The organism is Candidatus Minimicrobia vallesae (assembly GCF_018866205.1).
Classification (GTDB): domain Bacteria; phylum Patescibacteriota; class Saccharimonadia; order Saccharimonadales; family Saccharimonadaceae; genus Nanosynbacter; species Nanosynbacter vallesae.
This window is the reverse complement of the sequence record NZ_CP076459.1, coordinates 32,430-54,550: the sequence shown is the minus strand read 5'-3', so window position 1 is coordinate 54,550 and position 22,121 is coordinate 32,430. Positions and strand designations below refer to the sequence as shown.

At 43.1% G+C, this 22,121-nt stretch carries 28 protein-coding genes and 1 tRNA gene; 8 read left to right on the top strand and 21 right to left on the bottom strand.

The window, feature by feature from the left end:
- Positions 1–18: 18 nt before the first annotated feature.
- Both KOY49_RS00370 and KOY49_RS00365 read right to left on the bottom strand, forming a co-directional pair.
- Positions 19–210: a hypothetical protein gene (locus tag KOY49_RS00370; RefSeq protein ID WP_232736258.1), complete on the bottom strand. Its 192-nt coding sequence runs from the start codon at positions 208–210 to the stop codon at positions 19–21.
- Positions 211–513: 303 nt separating this feature from the next.
- Positions 514–732, bottom strand: coding sequence for a hypothetical protein (locus KOY49_RS00365; RefSeq protein WP_232736257.1), 219 nt, complete (start codon positions 730–732; stop codon positions 514–516).
- A 62-nt stretch (positions 733–794) separates the two neighbouring features.
- Here KOY49_RS00365 and KOY49_RS00360 point away from each other — a divergent pair, with 62 nt between their 5' ends.
- A complete protein-coding gene (locus KOY49_RS00360; RefSeq protein ID WP_232736256.1) occupies positions 795–1,382 on the top strand; it encodes an AAA family ATPase in 588 nt (195 codons plus the stop codon).
- Here the strand turns inward: KOY49_RS00360 and rpoD are convergent, their stop codons facing one another.
- The 4 genes from rpoD to KOY49_RS00340 form a co-directional block, all read right to left on the bottom strand.
- Complete coding sequence (gene rpoD / locus KOY49_RS00355) at positions 1,383–2,333, bottom strand: RNA polymerase sigma factor RpoD (protein ID WP_376787544.1); 951 nt, start codon at positions 2,331–2,333, stop codon at positions 1,383–1,385.
- A gap of 233 nt (positions 2,334–2,566) precedes the next feature.
- Positions 2,567–2,743, bottom strand: coding sequence for a hypothetical protein (locus KOY49_RS00350; RefSeq protein WP_232736255.1), 177 nt, complete (start codon positions 2,741–2,743; stop codon positions 2,567–2,569).
- A gap of 43 nt (positions 2,744–2,786) precedes the next feature.
- The gene (locus KOY49_RS00345; RefSeq protein ID WP_232736254.1) at positions 2,787–3,878 is read right to left on the bottom strand and encodes a DNA primase; all 1,092 of its coding nucleotides are present in this window, start codon (positions 3,876–3,878) and stop codon (positions 2,787–2,789) included.
- Between the two features lie 40 nt (positions 3,879–3,918).
- Complete coding sequence (locus tag KOY49_RS00340) at positions 3,919–4,086, bottom strand: hypothetical protein (RefSeq protein ID WP_232736253.1); 168 nt, start codon at positions 4,084–4,086, stop codon at positions 3,919–3,921.
- A gap of 54 nt (positions 4,087–4,140) precedes the next feature.
- On the opposite strand from KOY49_RS00340, the gene KOY49_RS00335 reads away from it, so the two are divergent.
- On the top strand, positions 4,141–4,752 hold the full coding sequence (locus KOY49_RS00335) for a hypothetical protein (RefSeq protein ID WP_232736252.1): 612 nt from the start codon (positions 4,141–4,143) through the stop codon (positions 4,750–4,752).
- Here the strand turns inward: KOY49_RS00335 and KOY49_RS00330 are convergent.
- From KOY49_RS00330 to KOY49_RS00280, 11 genes are all read right to left on the bottom strand, one after another.
- Positions 4,749–5,087: an MmcQ/YjbR family DNA-binding protein gene (locus KOY49_RS00330; protein ID WP_129635327.1), complete on the bottom strand. Its 339-nt coding sequence runs from the start codon at positions 5,085–5,087 to the stop codon at positions 4,749–4,751. The two genes, KOY49_RS00335 and KOY49_RS00330, sit on opposite strands and share 4 nt — an antisense overlap.
- Positions 5,084–5,635 carry an oligoribonuclease gene (orn, locus tag KOY49_RS00325; RefSeq protein WP_232736251.1) on the bottom strand — a complete coding sequence of 184 codons (552 nt, stop codon included), beginning with the start codon at positions 5,633–5,635 and terminating at the stop codon, positions 5,084–5,086. Before orn ends, KOY49_RS00330 begins: the two co-directional genes overlap by 4 nt.
- 20 nt (positions 5,636–5,655) lie before the next feature.
- The gene (locus tag KOY49_RS00320) at positions 5,656–8,202 is read right to left on the bottom strand and encodes a helicase-related protein (protein WP_232736250.1); all 2,547 of its coding nucleotides are present in this window, start codon (positions 8,200–8,202) and stop codon (positions 5,656–5,658) included.
- A 19-nt stretch (positions 8,203–8,221) separates the two neighbouring features.
- A complete protein-coding gene (locus KOY49_RS00315; protein WP_232736249.1) occupies positions 8,222–8,698 on the bottom strand; it encodes an MscL family protein in 477 nt (158 codons plus the stop codon).
- A gap of 54 nt (positions 8,699–8,752) precedes the next feature.
- Positions 8,753–10,225, bottom strand: a complete 1,473-nt coding sequence (argS, locus tag KOY49_RS00310; protein ID WP_232736248.1) for an arginine--tRNA ligase — start codon at positions 10,223–10,225, stop codon at positions 8,753–8,755.
- Positions 10,191–10,385, bottom strand: a complete 195-nt coding sequence (locus KOY49_RS00305; RefSeq protein ID WP_232736247.1) for a hypothetical protein — start codon at positions 10,383–10,385, stop codon at positions 10,191–10,193. The genes argS and KOY49_RS00305 overlap by 35 nt, the downstream gene beginning before the upstream one ends.
- A gap of 45 nt (positions 10,386–10,430) precedes the next feature.
- Positions 10,431–10,589: a hypothetical protein gene (locus KOY49_RS00300; protein ID WP_164999857.1), complete on the bottom strand. Its 159-nt coding sequence runs from the start codon at positions 10,587–10,589 to the stop codon at positions 10,431–10,433.
- An 86-nt stretch (positions 10,590–10,675) separates the two neighbouring features.
- On the bottom strand, positions 10,676–10,849 hold the full coding sequence (locus tag KOY49_RS00295; protein WP_165000010.1) for a hypothetical protein: 174 nt from the start codon (positions 10,847–10,849) through the stop codon (positions 10,676–10,678).
- A gap of 57 nt (positions 10,850–10,906) precedes the next feature.
- Positions 10,907–11,302, bottom strand: coding sequence for a pyridoxamine 5'-phosphate oxidase family protein (locus KOY49_RS00290; RefSeq protein WP_165000137.1), 396 nt, complete (start codon positions 11,300–11,302; stop codon positions 10,907–10,909).
- 14 nt (positions 11,303–11,316) lie between these two features.
- Positions 11,317–12,294, bottom strand: a complete 978-nt coding sequence (locus KOY49_RS00285; RefSeq protein WP_129634551.1) for a ribonucleotide-diphosphate reductase subunit beta — start codon at positions 12,292–12,294, stop codon at positions 11,317–11,319.
- Positions 12,295–12,307: 13 nt separating this feature from the next.
- Positions 12,308–14,710: a ribonucleoside-diphosphate reductase subunit alpha gene (locus KOY49_RS00280; protein ID WP_232736246.1), complete on the bottom strand. Its 2,403-nt coding sequence runs from the start codon at positions 14,708–14,710 to the stop codon at positions 12,308–12,310.
- 234 nt (positions 14,711–14,944) lie between these two features.
- Between KOY49_RS00280 and KOY49_RS00275 the strand changes: the two genes are divergently transcribed.
- Complete coding sequence (locus KOY49_RS00275; protein WP_232736245.1) at positions 14,945–15,196, top strand: hypothetical protein; 252 nt, start codon at positions 14,945–14,947, stop codon at positions 15,194–15,196.
- Between the two features lie 36 nt (positions 15,197–15,232).
- Positions 15,233–16,177, top strand: coding sequence for a hypothetical protein (locus KOY49_RS00270; protein ID WP_232736244.1), 945 nt, complete (start codon positions 15,233–15,235; stop codon positions 16,175–16,177).
- A 108-nt stretch (positions 16,178–16,285) separates the two neighbouring features.
- Here KOY49_RS00270 and KOY49_RS00265 read toward each other — a convergent pair.
- A tRNA-Ser gene (locus KOY49_RS00265) sits at positions 16,286–16,375 on the bottom strand.
- 78 nt (positions 16,376–16,453) lie between these two features.
- Here KOY49_RS00265 and KOY49_RS00260 point away from each other — a divergent pair.
- Together KOY49_RS00260 and KOY49_RS00255 are read left to right on the top strand one after the other, a co-directional pair.
- Complete coding sequence (locus KOY49_RS00260) at positions 16,454–17,248, top strand: ABC transporter ATP-binding protein (protein WP_129634543.1); 795 nt, start codon at positions 16,454–16,456, stop codon at positions 17,246–17,248.
- Positions 17,245–18,456, top strand: a complete 1,212-nt coding sequence (locus tag KOY49_RS00255; RefSeq protein ID WP_232736243.1) for an ABC transporter permease — start codon at positions 17,245–17,247, stop codon at positions 18,454–18,456. The genes KOY49_RS00260 and KOY49_RS00255 overlap by 4 nt, the downstream gene beginning before the upstream one ends.
- Before the next feature lies 1 nt (position 18,457).
- Here the strand turns inward: KOY49_RS00255 and KOY49_RS00250 are convergent, their stop codons facing one another.
- Entirely contained in the window at positions 18,458–19,498 is a 1,041-nt protein-coding gene (locus KOY49_RS00250) for a bifunctional phosphoglucose/phosphomannose isomerase (RefSeq protein ID WP_232736242.1), read from the bottom strand.
- A gap of 77 nt (positions 19,499–19,575) precedes the next feature.
- On the opposite strand from KOY49_RS00250, the gene KOY49_RS00245 reads away from it, so the two are divergent.
- Together KOY49_RS00245 and KOY49_RS00240 are read left to right on the top strand one after the other, a co-directional pair.
- Positions 19,576–19,767: a hypothetical protein gene (locus tag KOY49_RS00245; RefSeq protein WP_232736241.1), complete on the top strand. Its 192-nt coding sequence runs from the start codon at positions 19,576–19,578 to the stop codon at positions 19,765–19,767.
- Positions 19,764–20,081: a hypothetical protein gene (locus tag KOY49_RS00240; protein WP_232736240.1), complete on the top strand. Its 318-nt coding sequence runs from the start codon at positions 19,764–19,766 to the stop codon at positions 20,079–20,081. The genes KOY49_RS00245 and KOY49_RS00240 overlap by 4 nt, the downstream gene beginning before the upstream one ends.
- A 61-nt stretch (positions 20,082–20,142) precedes the next feature.
- Here the strand turns inward: KOY49_RS00240 and groL are convergent, their stop codons facing one another.
- Both groL and KOY49_RS00230 read right to left on the bottom strand, forming a co-directional pair.
- Entirely contained in the window at positions 20,143–21,786 is a 1,644-nt protein-coding gene (groL, locus tag KOY49_RS00235) for a chaperonin GroEL (protein ID WP_129632049.1), read from the bottom strand.
- Between the two features lie 16 nt (positions 21,787–21,802).
- On the bottom strand, positions 21,803–22,072 hold the full coding sequence (locus KOY49_RS00230; RefSeq protein WP_232272958.1) for a co-chaperone GroES: 270 nt from the start codon (positions 22,070–22,072) through the stop codon (positions 21,803–21,805).
- Between the last annotated feature and the right edge of the window lie 49 nt (positions 22,073–22,121).

Sequence of the window (22,121 nt, the reverse complement as noted above, 5' to 3'; positions counted from 1 at the left end):
ATACTTCTATTGTAGCATTTAAGCGGCTATTGAGATTATTGACGCTTCGGCAAGTTTTTGTAGTATTCTCCCATAATTATCATAAATCTCCCCAAATATTTTTTCAGCATTGAAAGAATCATTGCCCTGTTTTTTCAGCCATTTCTCGTATCTCTTATAGATTTTTCTAAGTTCTTCCATAGAATTGTAGGAGCCATCATCGTATTTCATCCAACGCCTATGAGACTTCCACTTTTCCCTTTCGTAATTGAAGAGGTGACAGTATTCCCTTGTCTTATTTATTATCTGTCTTATCGCTCGTTATTATATGCAATAATTCTGCCTCACCAAAATTATCAAATCCGACAGAAAATGTATAAATCGATCCCTGTACTTGTAGAAATAGAAGTGGGCAAAATCAAATCTGCATAGAAAAGATCATCTATAAAAACATAATTAAACTTATATTTACCGTCTGGCATCTTATATCTGATATCGATCTTTCGGATTAGATGTCGGATTGTTGCAGGCTTCCTAAATCATCCATACCTGACCAAACTGATCAACAACAGGTTCTTTAACAAATCTTTTCCATGCTTTATTACGATCAAAATTTGATTCTAACTCATTAACTTGGGCTAATATATCGTCCCATTGAACTTTTTTACGATATTCTATTAAACGGCCCCAGATACTAAAATCAGAAAGTGGATTCTGAGGTAACTTTTCAGCACATCCATGAACTGTTTCCATAATACTTATCACAAACATACTCTCTATTTGGAAGAATGTCAACAAATTGTTAAAATTAGTACATGACACAACCATACGCAAAAATTATCGCCCTGGTTGGATTGGCGGGCAGCGGCAAAAGTTCGGCTGTCGAATATTTGACAGAAAAAGGATTTCCAAAAATTTACTTCGGTGGCGTTATTTATAAAGCCATGGACGAGGCTGGAATTGAAAAAACTTGGGACAATCAACAACAATTCCGCGAAGAAATTCGTCGCCGTGAAGGCAAAGATTTCGTAATCAAACGCGTCATAAAAAACATCCACGATTTAATAAACGCTGGGCAAAATAAAATCGTTTTGGACGGATTATACACTTGGAGTGAATATAAATTCCTTAAGCACGAATTTCCTGGACAAGTTGTCGTTATTGCTATTGTTACACCGAAATACCTCCGTTATCAACGAATGGCTAAGCGTACGGAACGCCCAATGCAACCGCACGAAGTCGATCAGCGCGACTGGTCAGAAATCGAGAATTTGGAAAAAGGTGGACCAATTGCTATTGCTGATTATTTCATCATTAACGACGGCAGCCTCGAGCAATTACACCAAAAAATAGACGCCGCAACTCACGACGCCCATTTTTGTAAATCGCCCGAACAGTGTTAATTAATCCAGATATTCGTAAAGTTTTTTCGCATCTTTGTGCTTGCGAAGTTTTGCTAGCGCCTTAGCTTCAATCTGACGAATTCGCTCACGCGTAACCGCAAATTCCTGACCAACTTCTTCCAAAGTGTGGTTTTTTCCATTGTCCAAACCAAAACGCATTCGAACAATTTTTTGCTCGCGATCACTCAAACTTGATAGAATTTCCTGAACTTGCTCTTTTAACAATTGATTTGAAGCGGAATCTTCTGGTGAAACCGTATCTTCGTCAACGATAAAATCTTGCAACACAGAATCATCATCTTCACCGTCACGACCAACACCGGCATCCAGAGAAGAAATATCCTGCTTGATCTTAATGACATATTCAATTTTCTCTGGTTCCATGTCCAGCTCTTTAGACAATTCTTCAATTGTCGGCTCACGGTTCAATTCCTGTGTCATTCGTCGCTGAGTACGCAGCAATTTATTGATCGTTTCCACCATGTGAACTGGAATACGAATCGTTCGCGCCTGATCAGCAATCGCACGCGTAATTGCCTGACGAATCCACCAAGTTGCATAAGTCGAAAACTTAAATCCCTTATCTGGATCAAACTTCTCAACCGCACGCAAAAGTCCAGTATTTCCCTCTTGAATCAAATCTAAAAAGTCCAAACCACGACCAGAATAACGCTTAGCAATTGACACCACCAAGCGCATATTCGCCTCAGCCATCTTATCCTTAGCCTTCTTATCGCCTTCGACAATTCGGCGCGCCAAGTCCATTTCTTCTTCAGCACTAAGTAGTGGAATTTTACCAATTTCGCGCAAGTACAGCCTGACCGAGTCGTCCGACACGTCGTCCAAATATTGCCCAGTTGTCAACGAATCCAAATCTTCCGATTCTTCTTCGTCTATAAGCGTTGGATCAAAATCATCATCTTCGTTTAAGTTTACTGGCTTCGTCGTGATATCGTCGCTCACATTTTCTCCTTAATCAGATTATTTAAGCTCTGGCGCAAATTCTGAGACAAAACCTCATCGCCCGACGCCTCGGCCTCTCTAAGCTGCGTTAATAGTTGATTCTTTTTGTTTTCGCGATGTTTGATTGTTATCTGTCTGATTCAGCCGAGCCATCTCTTCGTCTAAGCTTTTTTGCTCCCAATTGGCGATTAACGACTTTCACTTTTTCAACTGTACTATTTTTACATACTGTTCGATTTTTTGCAAGTCCAGCGGAACTTCGCCCAGATTTTTCCGTCTGGGTTTTTTCGTATATAGCCAATCAATTGCCGCGCGTTGTCATCATCCAACATTTCGCCAGAGACCGCCGCCAACCAGCGCCGCTGGGATTTTTCACTCGCCGCCAACCCCGCCAGCATATCCTCCGGATTTCATCCTGAACCGGAGTCGGTTTTTCTTTTCTCAATTTTTGCCTTTTTTCAATTGATGTTCAGTGACTTTTTCATTCGACAATTTTGCCTTCAGTGCGGTAATTGATGCGCCAGTTTTTTCAGAAATCACCGACAAATAATGCTCTTGCTCCACCGGATCTTTCAAACCTCGGACAATTCTCAGTGCAATGGTCGAGAATCTTCGCTTGCCTTCCGCCGACTTTAAATTCTCCATTTCCGCGTATCTGTCAATCACCCAATCCACCGCTGGCTGAGATTGGTCAATCGCCGCTTGCCAAAGCGCTGGATCTTTTTGGATCAATTCGTCTGGATCTTTGACGCCATCAGGCAAACTCACAACTTCCAACTCCACACCGACTTCCTGCGCCAAATTGATTGCCCGCTCCGTTGCGTTAACTCCCGCTCGATCGCCATCAAACGCCAAGCGAATCCGCCCTGCCAATCGACTAAGCGACTTCAAATGTTGCGTCGTCATCGCCGTTCCGGAGGTCGCAACCACGTTTTTGACGCCCGCTTGATGACTGCTAATTACGTCCAAATTGCCCTCAACAATCACCGCCACATCGCTTTTTCGAATCGCTTCCTTGGCCTGATGCAAACCAAAAATATGTCGCGATTTATCAAATAACAGTGTTTGCGGCGTGTTCAAGTATTTTGGTGCGCGCGGATCGTCACGAATAATTCTGCCAGTAAATCCCACAACCTCTCCATTGCCGTCACTCAACGCCACCATCATTCGCCCACGAAATAAATCACCGCCAAACCTATTCGACAAGCCAGCGTCCGCCAATTCCTGTCTAGAAAATCCTCTTTTTTCCAACGCTTTCGTCAGCGTGTCGCCATTCTCCGGCGCATAGCCAATCAAAAAATCACCAATTGTTTGACGATTTAATCGCCGTTTTTTAACCACATAATTCAGAGCTAATGAATTTTTTACCAAATTCTGCTGATAGAAATTAGCTGCTAATTTAAGCGCTTCTCTGGCCCTAGCACGGCGCTTGGCTGTTCGTCCGTCGCCGCTAGAAAACAAAGTCAGATCAACGCCCGCCTTCCGAGCCAAATGCTCCAGCGATTGACGAAAATCCATTCCTTCCACCATCATCACAAACGTAAAAATATCGCCACCTTTTCCAGAAGAAAAATCATGCTAAATCTGCTTTTCTGGACTGACCATAAAGCTTGGGGTTCGCTCGTCGGTAAACGGACTTAAACTTCTTCAAATTGCGCCCCGCTCGCTTCAACTGAACATACTCACCAATCACATCCTCGATGTTCAGTCGCGCCCGCACTTCTTCTTTGGCATCATTCATATTTTTATCTATATCACTCTTTACCTCTGTTATTGTTTGTGGTTAAATAGAAATATGTATCCTGACAATTTGAATAACCAACCTCAAGGTATCGATTATCTGAATCAAATTGCCACACCTCCGCCAGCGGAAGGTTTTGATAAAACAACCAAAATCATCATCGCTATTTTGAGTTTTATCGGATTGATAACTCTGATTGCGATATTCGTTTTTTCACAAGATTCTATGCCAAGCGCTAGTCCGTCACAAGTTGCGGCGCGCGTTAATAAGCTACTCACTATTTCCAAAAAATACAATAATAAATTCCGCTCAACTAGTTTACAAACCACTAATAGTTCCCTAGTTGCAGTGCTGACCACCGCAGACGCCTCAATGGGCGAAGCGCTTCAGGCAACCGGCATCAATTATAAGGAAAAACAAAAGGACATCCTCGCCTTAGATCCGTCAGAAAAATTAGAGAAAAAATTGGACGAAGCTCTTCTGAATGCGCAATTGGATATTACCTATGCCCATGAGATGAATGTGCAAATAACAGATACAATCAACATGATGAAAAAGGTGTACAAGTCCACCAAGTCAAAAAAGATGCGCGAATGGCTAGTAAAAACTGCTGGCGACTTAGAGAATATTCAGAAGCAGATCAATCAAATTATTAAGGCAGATTAAGCTTCCGAGACTAATCGATAGCTCAACCTCGCCAAATCAAAGACCTCTTCGTCAGTCAATTGACCTGAACAAATAATTGTATTCCAATGTTTCTTGTTTAAGTGATAGCCCGGTAAAACCGTTTCGTATTTTTCTCGTAAATTCTGCGCCAACAACGGATCGCATTTTAGGCTTACTCTGAGCGGCTTTGAGCCTTCCGTCACCAATGCCACCATTTTCCCCGCACCGTCATTATCTCTACCAAATTTATATACCGCAACATCCTCGCCAAATGGATAATCCAGCCATACGCCCGGCAAACTTAAAATAAATTCTTCAAATTGTTTATGTGTCATACCTTTACCTTTTTCAAATAATATTCAAGTTCCATAATGCTGCCGCGGATGTCTTCCAGTGCTCGATGATCTTCTGGCTTGGCGAATTTCTTACCGTATTTACCTTCAAACACCACCTTCCATGCGCTCACATCCAACACACGATAATGTAGTCTTTTTGACAACGTTGGCCACCATTGGTCAATGAATCGACGATCCTGATGAATTGAATTGCCTGCTAACAAAATCTTCGTTTCACCCGCAAAATGCTCATCACAAAACGCCAACAATTCGCGTTCTATTTCCGCCAAAGGCTTGCCCGATTCATTCTGCTCCTCCAGCCCGCGTCGCGCTTCCGGATGCTCATTCCAAAAACCAGCATTTCGATCTAACAACTTAGCCAGCTTTTCCGAATCGTGGCGCACAATTCCTTCATACGTCGCAATTTCCTTAAAATTCCAATCCGTCGCAATTGCCGCCACTTCCAAAATCTCATCACGCACTGGATCTAATCCAGTCATCTCCAAATCCACCCATAAAATCTTTTTCGGCTTAAAACTTGCTTTCATATCATCTATTATACTACTCGTTATCTGTTTATCTGACCATAAAAAGCTTCTTGCTGCTCGCTCGTTAACACATTCTGCACTTCAGCCCAAACCTTAGCCTCCGCCTCATGGACATTGTGACTATTTACCGCAGACCCGTCTAGGACCTGATGCAATTGACCCTTGGTGATAACTCGCTGATGTTGTAAATCAAACAATACTCTTACTTGTTTATTAGCCTTGTTTTTCATTGCGTCCACTATCAGCGCGATTTGCTCATCTGTTATGGCGGGGATTTTTTGCTGCCGCTCTGGACCGAGTATCAGCGAGCCGACTTTCGGCCGCGTCACACGAACCAAGTCACCATTAGGAGCAACTCTATCACCAAGGGATTCAGACACAGCGCTGCTACTCAAGGCTTGAGCAACTTGATTCTTGGTTACTGGTAAAATTGTGTTGAGTGTGTATCGACGACCATCATGCGCATCATACCACCACGGTAAAGCCAGCACTAACGTCAACGCCTCCGAGCCCATACGTCGCACTAAGCTGTGCGAACTAATTTCATACTCAGAAATACCACGTTCGCCAGTGTGAATGTTGGTGTATTGGTTGACCGTTGTTCGTCCAATGCGCCGACTACCAGCTTTGGTATACAATAATTCCTGAAACCCGCGCACCAAAGCCACTGATATATTGTGTTTTTCCTCGCTGTTTAGTTCACCCATGTCGATATCGTTTGGATTAACCGACAGGCGCCGACATATTTTACTAAATTGATAGTGAATATTATCCGCCTTATTGGGATCAATACCATTAGTCAGGTAGACGTCATTGTCAGTACGACAGCCGTCATAAATCTCTCTGGTTTTCAAAAAAGCATCGTATTCGGCAAAAAAGTCATCTGTTGTATCGGGGCTGACAAATTCCTGGAACAATTCCTTTGGTTGATGCCAGGCGGCAAAGCCACCACCCGAGACGGAGGCTGCCATGGCCGATAATGCCAACACTTCACGTAAGCTTCCCCCATTCTTAATCATTTCTGCTAATGACCGAGAAAGTTCTGGCGACAATGGTAAACTATCCATAAACTCACCAATTTTTGTGATCTGCCCCTCTCCATCAATTGCTTCCAGGGTTTCCAGCAAATCGTACGACTCTTGAATAACTTTTTTACTAGCAACAGGATGCATCAGGTATCGGTTCAGATCCTCAAAATCACCATTCAGATGGATAGCCGACAAAACGTTGCGCACAATATTCGTGTGATATATCTCCGGTGGAATATGCTGTTCACGGGACGCAATATCATAAAATCCTTTCAGCTCATCTGGCAAATAAATCTTATCGTAAGATATCGGACGAGCCAATACAAACTTAGCGCCATCAATATCACGACCGCCACGCCCCGCCTGCTGCATCAGCTCTGCTTGAGTACACAATCGAGGTGGCAGCCCTTCTGTGCCTTCTTCACCAATCTCCTTACTCTTCGTCAGTCCATTTGACAGCACCAAATCAACCTCAGGGATGGTGATTCCAGACTGTCCAGCCGAGGTCGAAACGATGACAAACGACTCATCTTCTGCTGGTTTGGCAGTAAAAATCTCTCGGCGTGCAGCTTCTGATATGCCAGAATGTAGTTTGAAAAATCGTATTTTCCCGGATTGATGGCGAGTATGACGTTTGATTGACGCAATGGTCTCATCAATACTCCTCACGCCTTCAACAAAGATTAGTGATTTTTTCGAGTCCTTACCATATTCAAGGTAGGCTTCGGATACGGTATTCACCTTATCTTCTTCAATATCAATATCATGCGGCCGACCCTCAATGGTTACGACTGGTAGTTCTGACCCATTAATATCTTCGTACATCGCCTGAGAAACTTCTGTATCAGGCGTGGCACTAGAAAAAGCCATATGCCATTTGCCGGTATTCTCTATCGATTTTGCCGCCAGAGCGGTAGCAAATTCCATCTCCAAATTGGCTTCATGTATTTCATCAACCAGGATAAGCGTCTTCTCGTCCTGCCAGTCGCTAGAAAATTGTTCCAGCTTTTTCGTAAACGTTGCTGGAGTCATGAAACAGAGCCTAGTGTCCGGCGTCGCTTCAGTGGCACGTCCGTGAATCTTGCCCACCAAGTGATTAGGATATTGTTCGCCAAGCTGTTCACGCAAACTCTTCTCGACATATTCAGTAACATTATCGACGATAACCCGCCGCGGCATCAACACCACGACACGATCAAACCGCTCCAGTGCATACTGAGCGGTTTGTGTCGTTTTACCACTACCCGTCGGTCCGCACAGCCAGGATATTTTACTTTCCGATAATGTGTCTAATATCTCTGCTTTGTGCTTATATGCAGGTAGTTTTTTGTCACCAAGATCATAGTCAGCAAAAGGAGTTTCCGGTAGTTTACTGTACCGTTCCCGCAATTCTTTTAAACGCTGTCGCCTCTGTTCGGGCGGTTCACCATAACTATACGACGGTTGACTGGGTCTTTCAATATTTCGACTCAATAAATGACTACTGCTAGGTTCTTGCGATCTACGTAAATAGCCCGGCCGCCGAACTCCATCTTTCACACTACTCTCTCCTTTATACTCACATTGTAGATAGGAGAAAGTAAAATAGCAAACGTAAGCGTCTTAGCTTTTTCTTGTCTAGTTTGTCTAACTTAAAAAACTGAATATTTGTATAGACAACAAATGCAACGGCTATCAACGTAATTAACGAGCTAATAAACGCGCCGTATAAAAACTCACCCCTACGTCCAGCAATTTCAACCGTAAATGAAGCTGATTGTAAACCTTGTTGAGAACCAACGATCAACTGCACTAACGGGTCAATAAATGCCGTCACCAACTTTTTAACTGTATCACCAGCTGCAGTACCAATTGCCAAACCTACAGCCAAACCGACAACACCTTGTTCACGGATAAAGTTTACAAACCCACCACCATGGCTTTTTACCGCGCCTACTTTTTCTTTCAACACTGCTACGCTTGGTTTTTTAATGATTGACTTTTTGGTTGTAGTTTTTTTGACTGCCACTTTCTTGGCTACTTTTTTCTCTGCCATATAGCTCCTTTACATTAAGTAACGCCTTGATTGTACCATACTATTACGGGATGGTTACAAGCGATCTGGTGCCACGATTCCCAAAATAGCCAGTCCAGCCTTAAGAATGTCGGCATAAATTGCCACGATTCCTACGCGATGCGCCTCTTTGTCGCTACCAATAACCTGATTTTTCTCGTAATATCGATTAAATTCCTGCGCCAATTCAAACAAATATGTACAAATGTGATGAGGCTCCAAACTCTCCTTAGCACGATCAACCACGTCCACGTACTCACTCAATTTTCTGACCAGCATTTTATCCTCGTCAAACAACTCTGTCGGAAAGGCAATTTCTTTATCGGATTTAGCTAAAATACCTCGCGCTCGGGCGTGAGCGTATTGCAAGTAGCTTCCCGTATTTCCCGTCAAACTTACCGCGTCATTAATATCAAATATGACGTCGCCGCCGATCTTCACTTTCAAGAATTGATAACGGAGCGCGCCAGCAATCACGTCGTCAGTTGGCTCGCCGCCAGCATTTTCAATTGCCTTCTTAAACTCATCGAACAGCCAGCCAATTGTAACAACCTCACCCGTTCGCGAACTCATTTTTCCAGTTGTCAATTTAACCAAGCCAGTCGCGTAATTGAACAATTTTCCTTTCAAGGCTGGAATCGACAATTCACTAGCCGCAATCACGCCGCGGAAGTATGCTGCTTGCTCCTCGCCATTTACCGTAATTGACAAGTCCAAATTCGGATAGTCCTTATACTTCAACTGAATCAATCCCATATCATGCGCCCCATAAAGACCATTGCCATGAGATCCAATAAACACGTTATCGAACGCGCCGTATTTGCTGCCCTTAAAAACATACGCACCGTCAGATTTGGTAAACACCTCTGGAGTTTTCTCTTTAATCAGAGATTTTCCCAATTCTTCAGTTTCGCTCTCAACGTAACGTCGCTCAATCGGCACGTTTCCAAGTCGCCCAACATTAGAGTCAATTTCGTCAAAACTCCAACTTTTACAGATTTCGTAAACTTGTTTATATAGTGGATCATCCAGGACGAATGATTGCTTGGCTAGTTCATCAATTTCTGCCTTTGCCTCTGGAGATTCTTTCGCCGCACGCGCACCTTCAACGTACATGCGACTCATAAATTCATTTCGCTTATCAGCTGGGATTTCGTTCAATTTATTCACATCGCCGTCAATCTCACGCAAAATCGCCCACATACTTTTACCAACATGCGTTCCGACATCACCGTGATAACTCACTCGATGCACAATTGCGCCATCAACCGCCAGCAAGTTAGCCATCGTGTCTGCCAAAATCGCATTCAAAGCGTGTCCGATGTGCATAGCCTTAAATGGATTCGGGCAATTGGTTTCAATTACAACCGTCTGACCGGCGCGCTTCGTCGTTGGCTCTTTTTTCAAAGAATTTAGAACGGATTGATCGCTCAGTTTTACATTGATAAAACCTGGACCAGCCACGCTTACTTCGCTAAACTCTTCTTCTTTGCGCAGGTTTTTCAGCAATCATCTCCGCAATTTCACGCGGATTCTTCCCTAGCGGCTTAGCCAATTGCAACGCCACATTTGTAGCAAAGTCACCAAACTTCGGATCAGGACGCGTTAATTGTACCGATATATCCTGATCAAAAAGTTGCTTCACTACTTGAGAAATAATCTGTTCCATACTGTCTAGTATACAACAGAGGTGGACTATTATCTAGCTAAATCCCTACGCAGTTTCGTCAAGCTCTTCCAGTTCCAGACTTAATTTCGTCGCCGAACTTGGACTAGACCCTTTCACGTGTTGCAATACATATGTCAACGCCGACATATCATCTCGACTCAATACGCCTTCGGTAAGTCCGTGAATATCTTTTTCTTCAGCCATTTTATTCCTTTTTGTTTTAATTTTTTATACAGTGAAATGATATCACATTATTTTTATTTTGTCAATGAAAAGCTTCCGAGAGTTTCTTATTCGCAACCGTCACAAATAGTCAAACTTGCTGGGTCAACTGGTGCCGCAACAGTGCCGTTCGACTTTGCTTGATCATCAGCCGCTTCTTGTGCCGCTTTAAGAGCTGCGTCAATAGCGCTTAATTTTTCTTCCAAAGTCATGTCATCAGTAATAATTTGATTTGCGTTCATTTTCATTTTCCCCTATATTTAGTAGTTACTTAACTAATTTTACGCTAGATATAGTGCTTATGCAATAAAATGCAGCCAATTGCCCGTTGTAGTTTTTTCATCAAGTTCACCAATTGGCGCAACGTATATTTGCGGATTTTGGCAACGCGGCATAAAATCAGCCAACTTCTCTTTATAAGCCGCCATTGCCGCCTCTTTCTCAGATTCTGGAAGTTCAGTCACGTTAGTTTTTAAGAAAACTGCTCGCTTTTTATCATCCCAAACCACAAATTCCGCCTTACCGTTTCGAAACGCATTTTCTGAATGGCGCGCAGTCGGCTCTGATATCCAAATTATAGAATTACCAAAACGCGCAAAGTGCAGCGGCGTCACCAAAGGAGTTCTATCAACATTCACCGTCGCCAACGCACCAACTTCGACTGTATCTAATATTTCTTTCGCTAATTCGTTCATATCATCAACTCCCATTACTTCGTGGTATTAACTTCGTAACTAGTGTTTGTGCTTTCAAAGAAATTCACCAATTCCAGCGTATCGTTGGCGGCTGCCATCCATTTGGCTGGATTTGGCACGTTATATTCAGGCTCAAAACCTAATTCCTGCAAGCGTCGGTCGGTCATATGCATAACATACTGGTTGACATAATCAGCATTCAATCCCAAAATTCCCTTTGGCAGCATATCCTTATTGTAAGCCTTCTCAAGTTCTACCGCTTGCAAAATCAAGTTACGGATTTCTTCTGCGAATTCCTGTGTTTGCAATTCTGGATTCTCGTCCAAAATTGTCAAAAGCAAATTGATACCAAACGTCAAGTGAAGATTTTCATCGCGAGTAATCCAGTCCAGCAGCGAGCCAACATTGCGCAACAAATTACGCTGACGGAAACTCATGCCAACCATAAAGCCTGAATAGAACCAAATTCCCTCCAGCACGATGTTATACGCCACCAAAGACCTAACAAAGTCCTTCTTACCTTCCAGCGAATAAATATCCAAATTCGGATCAAGCATCACGTCCAAATGCTTATTCTGGAAGTCAGCCTTATCAGCCAATGATTTTTTACCAAATCCCGCAGCGTAAATTTCCTCGCGATCAAACGGAAATGTCTCAATAATGTATTCAAACGTCATGAAGTGATTAGCTTCTTCCCACATCTGTTTTGACAAATATAGTTGAGCTTCCGCCGCGTTCACATATGGATAAATACCGAACGCCAATGATTTATTGATCAATAACTCGTTTGGATTCAAATAGCTAATAACCGTTTTCAATGCGTGTTTTTCATCGTCTGACAATTTTTCAAAATCCGCCAAATCTTGCACTAATTGAACTTCGTTTGGAAACCACGTGTTAGCCACTGCTTGATTATAAAGATCATACGCCCAAGGGTAACGAATTGGGTGAAGTGACAATCCATCGCGTAATCCTGAACCTAAAATTCCCATCTTAATTTCCTCCTTATTTATTAATTTTCGCTAATCCAAATCCGCGCACTTTACTATTTGTGCGGACTTTTTGTTCTGCAATTTTATCAACTGAAACTGTTGTCTGCTCTGACTGATGACGCGGCTTAACGTGCAGGTAATATGTTGTTTTCAAGCCACGCTTCCACGCTTCCGAATAAATCTTTACATATTCATCAATGTCTCGCGTTTCCAGATACATATTTCGAGAAATCGCCTGATCGACCCACTTCTGAGCCCTGGCTGCCACCTCAATAAACGCATACGGACTGAGTTGGAAACTTGTTTTATAAACATCCTTGATATTCTGAGGAATGCCGTCAATATCTTGAATATCGCCTTGCGCCGCAAAAATCTCATCTTTCAAATTGTCCCATAATCCAAGTTTCTTCAAATCGCGAACTAAATTATGGTTCACTTCCAAAAACTTTCCATTCAAAGTCGAGCGACTGAAAATCTGTGCAAATTGCGGATCAATTCCAGGAGTCGTTCCCGCCACGTGACCAATGTTAGCCGTCGGCGCAATTGCCATAAGAGTCGCATTTCGCATTCCCTTCTTCACCTTCTTTCGCAAACCATCCCAGTCCAGTCGCGTCTTTTGGTCTATTTTCACCTTCACGCCGCGATCTTTCGACAATTTATCAACCGTATCAATCGGAAGAATACCCTTGCTCCAACCGCTGCCCGCGAATGTTGGATAGCTGCCCAATTCCTTCGCCAGGTCAGCCGATTGATCAATGGCGTGATAACTGATAAACTCCGTCAATTGATCAACCAAATCATACGCTTCTTTCGATTCGTAGCAATAGCCCAACTTTTCCAACACGTCAGAAAGACCCATAATCCCGAGGCCAATCGCTCGAGTTTGCTGATTCGAATGCATCGCTTCTGGAATTGGCGTTTGAGTGATGTCGCACAAATTGTCCAATTGTCGCACCGCCGCACGAGCCGCTTCTTTCAATCTATCCCAATCCCAAGTCTTATCTTCGCTAAGAAACGCCGACAAATTGATACTCACCAAATTACACGTCGCAATATTGTTTTTATCCTGCGGCAATGTAATTTCCGTACACAAGTTACTGAGGTGAATTGTGCCCGTATTGTTATTCAATGCTCGCACGTTAATCGTGTCTTTCCAAGTTAGCCACGGATGTGATGTCGCCTGCAAACTGGTCAAAATGCGCTTAAATTGCTGACGGGCTGGAACTTTATCAAATGTTCGCAATTTCCCAGCTTCCGCCATCTTTATATATTCTTTATATCGTTCCGAAAACTTTTCGCCATATAATTCTGTCAAATCTGGAGTTTCCGCTGGATCAAACAAATACCAATCTTGGTCTTTTTCTACTCGCTTCATAAATTCGTCAGAGATAAATACCGCGGTATTTGCAAATCTGGTTCTTAGATATGGGTCGCCAGAGTTTTGACGAAGATCAACAAATTGATCAAAATTCAGGTGCCAGTTTTCCATGTAAATTGCAGCCGCACCGGCCTTTTTTCCCTTACGAGAAACCGCAAAAAGTGCCGTATCAATCATCTTCATGAATGGAATTGGTCCAGTCGATTCAGTGTTGGTGGTTTTAACTGGACTGCCCGCTGCACGTAGCTTTGTAAAGCCAATGCCAATTCCGCCTGTTCCTTTAGCAATCCACATTGTGTCGCGGACAGCCTTAGCAATTGATTCCATATCATCATCGACATTAAGCAAGAAACAGTTGCTGAGTTGCGGGAACGAACCGCCAGCGTTAACTCGCGTTGAGCCGCCTGGGACGTACTCCAAATTGCTCATGTGATTATAAAACTCAATCGCTGCAGTTGTTGGGTCAGATTCGTTATAACTAAGTCCCATGGCAATTCGCATGTGCGTAAACTGAGGTGTTTCAATTGGTGAGCCGTTTTGCTTGCGAAGAGCATAGCGATTTTTATTGGTCACCACGCCCAAATATTTACTCAAATCATCACGTGCTGGATCAAGTTCCGCCGCCAGTTTTTTCAAGTCAAATCGACCGTCAGCCATGCGCTTATCCAACAATCCTTCTTTTACCGCTGCCTTAACGAACTTCGGAAATTCGCGCGCATGAAGCTTTTTCAATTCTTCCGCCGTTTCATAATCGCCCAAAATCTGCTTATATACAGTTTTCAGTAGCAATCGTGCCGCGATTTTATCATAGTCTGGATCGTCTTTAACGTTTTGGAGAACTGTTTGAATAACCGCCTCATCCAATTGCTCGGTCGTAATTCCATCAAATAATGTCAATTGCAATTCAGTCGCCACCTGAACGACTTTAGAGATTTGGTCCGGCAAACCTTCGCACGCTTTTAAAATAGCCGTGTTAATTTTATTTGCATCAAACGGTTTTTTTGTTCCGTCGCGTTTGGTTTCGTTAATTTCTTTCACATACCCTCCTTAATTTTCTCTCTTAAAAACAAACCACCAACACCTCATCTGGTGGCTTATCTTCGTAGCTTGTGTTTTTGTTTATTTATGGGCTCGCTATATATATAGCGTACAATAATAGCTATGGCCGCTATATCTAGTGTTTTGCAAGCTGTTTAGTAAAAATTACAACCTATTTTTGTTATAATCAGATACGGTATGAAATTTGCCTCAATACGCGACGCCACTTATTTTTTGGACGAGTTAATCGCCCATCCGCCCGAAAAACATAATCGGCTGGTATATGTAGCGCATATTTTGGAAACCCTTGGTAGTCCGCAAAATCAAATTCCCGCCATCCACATCGCAATATCTCTGGCTGATACAATTTCTCTTGGATATTTTAAATGTTCGCTCAAAGTCAAATTTAAAACATTACCGTCACAATTGTTAGTTAGGATTTTTGCAATTGATTCTACTCTCATGTTCTGGTTTGTCATGGCGTAGGTAATTATGATATAGAAAGCCGTCGACACCAGATTGTTGCCAGCTCACTATCTACCATATAATATAAGTATGCCTGTGGTATCAGATATTAATAAAGAATATTTCGGCGAAGATAAAAAGAAAACCTATATAAAAGATGACTTCGCTGAAACACTTCGTGCTGCTATCCAACGTGAAGTAATTCTTCATGTCCTCGTGGAAGTTTCAAAAGCACGACATAGCGAAGAAGAGCATGAAAACGGTAGCGTATCATTTGGTGATTTTGATCCAGACAATGCGGGTCTCTTAATGAATATATTTGAAACCCATGAAAAAGGATTTATGCTGGATATTCGCCAGTTATTAACGCCAAGAGAAACTGGTGCTGGCGGAAAATTTATAAAAGATATCCAAGTGCTAAAGGTAGAAGATTTTATAGATTTCTATAAAAATAGCAAACGCATACCGCCCATATTACTGGGTGACTGGATAAACACCCGCACTAAAAATAAATCTATAAAGGGCGTAGACTTTATAGACAACAACCATGCAAAAATCAAGCGGGCAGTTAATTATCTAGTAGAAAAAGCTCGAATATTTCAGAGTGAAGGATACTACAATAAAATAGTTAACGAGTATCAGGCACTAGAGTTTCACAAGGACCGTCAACCAGAAAAATATGATGTCTACGAAGAGTCCTCAGATCTTTCCTATATCATTATAAAAAAGACTACAAGAAGTCGTAAATCAAAAGTCAAGACCAGTATTATATCTGATTGTCTAAATGATTTTGCAGAAACCGTAATGGCCTACCAAGATCTGATAGCCAACAATACGAGCTTTTTTAATTCAGATTGGCCACTAGACGTCTATATAGAAAGAACTTTTGCTTTATTTTATAAAGAAATTCCCAATGACATCAAGAAAAAAGTTGTTCAAGATACAACTAAATATCTTCGGAGATCTATAGAAATTGTTGGCTGGAATCATAAAAATAACTAAGATAATCAAAGAAGCTGTCTTCTTATCTTTTTAATAACATCAGGTAAAACAATATCTACTGCACGAATAAAATATTAGATAAATTCAAACACACTAGAGACTCCTCCGTGGCGGAAGGAGAGGGATTCGAACCCTCGAACAGATTGCTCCGTTACACGCGTTCCAGGCGTGCCAGTTCAACCACTCCTGCACCCTTCCTTGTTGATAATTATACCACAACTTTATTGCCCCTTATGGTTGCACTTACTGACGTTCATTCTCTATAATAAGTCAAAGATGAAAGAAACTATTCCACCACGCATTAGGCTTGTTAATGTCACCAAAAAATTTGGCTTTGGCGACGCTGAGATTCGCGCCTTAGATAACGTCGATTTAACCGTTAAAAAGGGTGAGTTTATCGCTATTATGGGACCAAGCGGTTGCGGAAAAACTACTTTATTAAACACCCTTGGACTATTAGACCAGCCATCAGAGGGTGAATACTATCTGGACGATGTCGCTGTCGACAATCTCAGCTCACGACGACGCGCCAAAATTCGCTCCAAACACATCGGCTTCGTTTTCCAGAATTTCAATCTTATTCCTCGCCTGACTGTAATTGAAAACGTAGCGTTGCCGCTAACGTATAAAGGACTCGGGAAAGTTAAACGACTCCAAGAAGCTAGTCGCATTCTGAAAACTTTTCATCTGGGACAGCGTGAATATTATATGCCGCATCAATTATCTGGTGGTCAGGTTCAGCGCGTAGCAATTGCCAGAGCGTTGGTTAATAGTCCGTCAATTATCTTAGCCGACGAGCCAACAGGAAATTTGGATAGCAAATCGAGTCATCTTATTATGGAAGAATTGTCCGACTTGCATCGTCGCGGCAATACAATAATTATGGTTACTCACAACCCAGAATTGACTCATTACGCCAGTCGCGTCATCACTATGTTGGACGGAAAAATCGACACTGACGAGCATAAGGAAAAGCGCAAGTTCACTAAGAAGTTAATTGTAGACGACGAAAAAGAAGAAAAACCTAAGAAGCAAAAATCTTCAAAGAAATCGAGGGCGAAAAAATCGTGAAAATATTAGTAAAAAATCATTTTGAGAACGCTACTCAGGCGCTACGAGCTAATCGCGGACGAACATTTTTGACAATTGTAGGCGTAGCTATTGGCATCGCCAGCATCACCATGGTTCTATCTTTAACTGGCGGATTTAATCACCTATTCGGTGACAATTCTAACCAATCATCCACTCCTGTCGCCATTGTTAAGTCTGGCAATCAAAAAGCCGTCCCGAATCTGCTGACCGAATCCGACAACACGACGACAGTCAACACATTGACTGAAACGGACGCCAGGGATATAGGAAAAATTGCCAATACGAAAGCCGCGCCAATTGCTTTCCTGCACGCCGAGCTGCGCGCCCGCGAAGGTAAAGTCGATATCCAAAACGCCGCGTTAATCGGCAGTACGGAATCGCTAAAAGACGTCGCTAATTTGCAAATTGCTACTGGACAATTTATTAACGACATCGGCGGAGTTGTCGTCGGTCAGCAATTGTCGGTCGATTTGTTCGGCACCGAAAGGTCTATCGGAAACGTTATTTACATCCGAAATCAACCATTGACTGTTGTTGGCGTGTTGAAGAATATTGAAAATCAAGCCAGTTATTTGGACGTGAATTTTAATAACGCCGCCATTATTCCATTGTCTGTGATTAAAAAATTCACTCAAGGAACGCCGCAGATTCAGCAAATCATCGTAACTACCAAAGATCATAAAAATCTCAATTCAGTCATAAAATCGGCTGACGATATTTTGAAGAAGAATCATGATAGCGATAAGAATTATCGAATCGTTTCTGGCGAAGAGATAAACGAAAAGAAGTCTAATGTCGCGAGGTTTCTCTCGATAATCTTAACTGTCATCGGCATTATTTCTCTGTTAATCGGTGGAATAGGCGTTATGAACGTGATGCTTGTCAATGTCGCCGAGCGCCAGCGTGAAGTCGGCGTCAGACGAGCCGTCGGCGCCACGGGCTGGGATATCATCAATCAATTCTTAATCGAGGCAGCGATTATCGGATTCCTCGGCGGAATATTGGGCTACGGATTAGGCTTGGCGGGAGCTTATATTGCCAGCTTATACTTGCCTCTCACGCCTTATATTTATTGGCAAACAGCCGTCTTATCAATTGGACTATCAATAATCATCGGCGTAATTTCTGGCGTATATCCAGCAGCCCGCGCCACCAGACGCGACCCAATCGAATCTCTACGATATTAAATTAACTAAGTTCCGCTTTCAATTTTTCAACCAACTGAACTGGACCAGGATTGACTCCATTAAGAATGGCTGTGTAAATACTAGCCGCGTCAGCCAGCACCAAACCCCACAGCAATTGCTCCATAAGCGTCTTCCCTCGAAGTTCCAGTACGTGCGCCTTTGGTCGCTTACCACTCAACAAACGATCGCTCAGCTCCATTCGCTCGCGGATTCTGTCCCGCTCCAAATTGCTACGAATATCAAAAACCGTAAACGGCTTCTCTACAGGATGCGACGACCAACCAATGAACTCGTTATGATTAAATTCTGGATATTGATTCGAGAACGCCAAATTCTTCGCCGATTCATTCCAGCTAATTTTCCACTTATACGCCAGCGGCCAAGTCAATTCACCGCCAAAAACAACCAACGTCTTGCCAATTGTTAATTTCGCAATCTGCTTCGCCAAATTATCAGCTTCTGGCGTTTTGGCTGTCCAATTAGATATCTCGCCCGCCAACCAATCAGCACTATTTTTCACCTGATCATACAAATCATTATCAATCACCCAAAAATGTTGTAATAATTTCAATAATCCTCGCAAATGGTAAACCGTCGACATTCGTGGCTGCGCGCCAGCTGGAACTTGGGCGTAAGTTACGTTGTCATTTTTCGCTCGCTCAATCAACGCTCCGCCAGTCGACATAGCCGCCAGACACGCCTTCTTCTCCAATGCTTGCTGATAACAACTCAGAGTTTCCTCAGTATTGCCCGAATGACTAACCGCAATAACCAACGTTTCCTCGCTCACAAATCCCGGTAAATCATAGCCCTTCACCACTTCAAGTGGAATATGCAACCAGCCCGCGGTCAAAACTCGAACCATATCAGCCGCTAAAGCCGAACCGCCCATTCCCGCGATCACGATATTCTTAAAATCTCGACGTTGATTCGCACCTTCGTGAATCGACACTTCATATCGAGCTTGTTCTGGAATATTCAAAACGCCGCTTAAAACGTCGCCTGGATCATATTGTTTTATCACATTCATATCATCTAACATCTTGCGCTCCTTGATTAACTCATGTTATAGTGTAACATATATAAGCTTAAACAATTTAATATATAAGGTGGGTTATAATGGATTCTCAAGCTAATCAATCATTCAGTGACGACCAAGAACTGGCTAAGGTATTAGCTGGCGTGTCACAAGGTACAGACAATAATTTACAATTTGAAGAGACAAGTGCTACAGCTTCACCTGTAATTAATCCTGCAACCATCTCACCGGATCCTGTCGCTACAGACCAGAACGATGAGCCTGCCTGTTGATAAGCGAACTGTACATCCAGAGCCAGTTAATCCAACTCCAACATATCCACGCATCATCACAGCCAACCGCAGATCCTGCACTTGATACGATTAAGCAAACTGCTTTGAACGAGTTGCGTCCATTGGTCGATAAGCTGGACGTTTCTCCAGAAGAAAAGTTTGACACTTACCTATTACTTCTTCGCTCTACGGACGATAAAACTCTGATCGCACCAGCACACGACGCTGCCATAGCTATTGTTGACGAAGCTCGCCGCGCTCAGGCTCTACTGGATATCATTAAAGAAATCGACTATTTCTCAAATCCTCGTTAAGTCATTTCTCCAAAATAAAAACCCGCCATTTTCGGCGGGATTTTTATTGCTCGGGGCAGATTTACATCATGCCCATTCCTGGCATGCCGCCAGGAGCAGCTGCAACTTCAGCCTCTGGAATATCAACCACCAAAGCGCCCATAGTTGCCGCAGTTGACGCAATTGACACTGCATTTTGAACAGCTTCTTTAGTCACGCGAGCTGGATCAATCACACCAGCCTTCTTCACGTCAATTAGACCATCTTCTGGCTTCATAACGTTAACGCCGAATCCAGGTTTGCCAGATTCAACTTGAGCAAGCAACGCGTCGGCATTCAAGCCAGCATTTTTCATAATCTGCAAGAACGGTTGCTTCAGAGCGTCTTTTAGGATTTGTCGACCGACCGACAAACTGTCTGCGCCGCTAACTTTTAGGTTGCCAGCCAGATTGACCAAAGTTACGCCACCACCAGCGACAATTCCCTCAGCCAAAGCTGCCTTAGTAGCCGCCACTGCATCATCAACGCGGAATTTCTTCTCATCAATCTCTGTCTCAGTCGCGCCGCCAACCTTAATAACCGCAACCTTGCCAGATAGTGCTGCGGCACGCTTGTCGAATTGCTCTTTTTCATACTCGCTAGAAGCATTTTCTGAAAGCGATTTAATCTCAGCAATTCGCTCCTTCACGCCTGAAGGTTTGCCCGCGCCTTCGATAATTGTCGTTTCGTCTTTTCCAACAATCACCTTGCGCGCCGAACCCAAAACTTCCAAGCCAGCGTTTTCGAATGTCAATCCGTGATCTTCAGAAATCACAGTCGCGCCAGTTAGCACAGCGATATCACGAAGTACATCTTTACGACGATCACCGAAACTTGGCGCCTTAACTGCTACGGTATTAAATACGCCCTTCAATTTGTTCAGCACCAAAATACTCAATGCCTCGCCTTCAACTTCGTCAGCAATCAAAACCACGTCTTTTTTACCGCTTTGTGCCAATTTTTCCAACATTGGCAAGAATTCTTGCACGCTAGAAATCTTCTTGTCGGTGATTAGAATTGCTGGCTTTTCGTACACAGCCTCCTGGCGACCCGCGTCAGTAACAAAGAACGGACTCACCCAACCCTTGTCCAAGCTAAAACCTTCGACAACTTCAGCTTCTAGCTCCAAACCTTGACCAGCCTCAACAGTAACCACGCCGTCTTTACCGACTTTCTCAATTACGCCAGCGATCAATTTACCAATTTCCGCATCTCCCGCCGAAATCGTAGCAACTTCAGCCACGCGGTCAGACTTGCCTTCAATCGGCTCAGCCAATTTGTTCAATTCTTTAACAATTTCCGCGCCAGCTTGCTCGATGCCTTTCCTAAGTTCCATCGGATTATGTCCAGCCGCAATCAATCGATTTGCCTCTTTCAAAATCGAGTACGTCAACACCGTTACAGTCGTTGTGCCGTCGCCTGCTTGCTTGTTCAAGTTCTTAGCAGCCTGCTTGATTAAATCGGCACCGACTTTGTATCCCAGCGTTTCGTCATCATTTTCTGGCAATTCAATTCCTTCAGCCACAGTTACGCCGTCATGAGTAACCGTTGGACCGCCAAAACCCTTCGCAATCACAACATTGCGACCCTTTGGACCGTAAGTTACCTTAACTGCGTCGTATAGCGATTTAGCTCCGCCAAGCACGCGATTTCGCGCATCGTCATCATAAAAAACTTTTTTTGCCATAATTAAACTCCCCTTTTTATCCAACAACCGTTGCTAAAATATCTTCTTCGCGAACAACCAAATATTCCGTGCCGTCAATTTTCAAATCCGTAGTCGAATATTCCTTATAGACAATCCGATCACCGACTTTGACGTTCTTCACGTCACCGCCAACTGCTTTAACTTCCGCAACTACTGGCTTTTCTTTAGCGTTATCAGGCAAGTAAATTCCGCTCGCTGTCTGAGTCTTTGCTTCTTCACGCACCGCTACAACACGGTCGCCAAGAGGCTTAATAGGTGTACTCACGTTATCCTCCATTTCGTTAACAACGTATCTATTGTAACGCACCAATTTG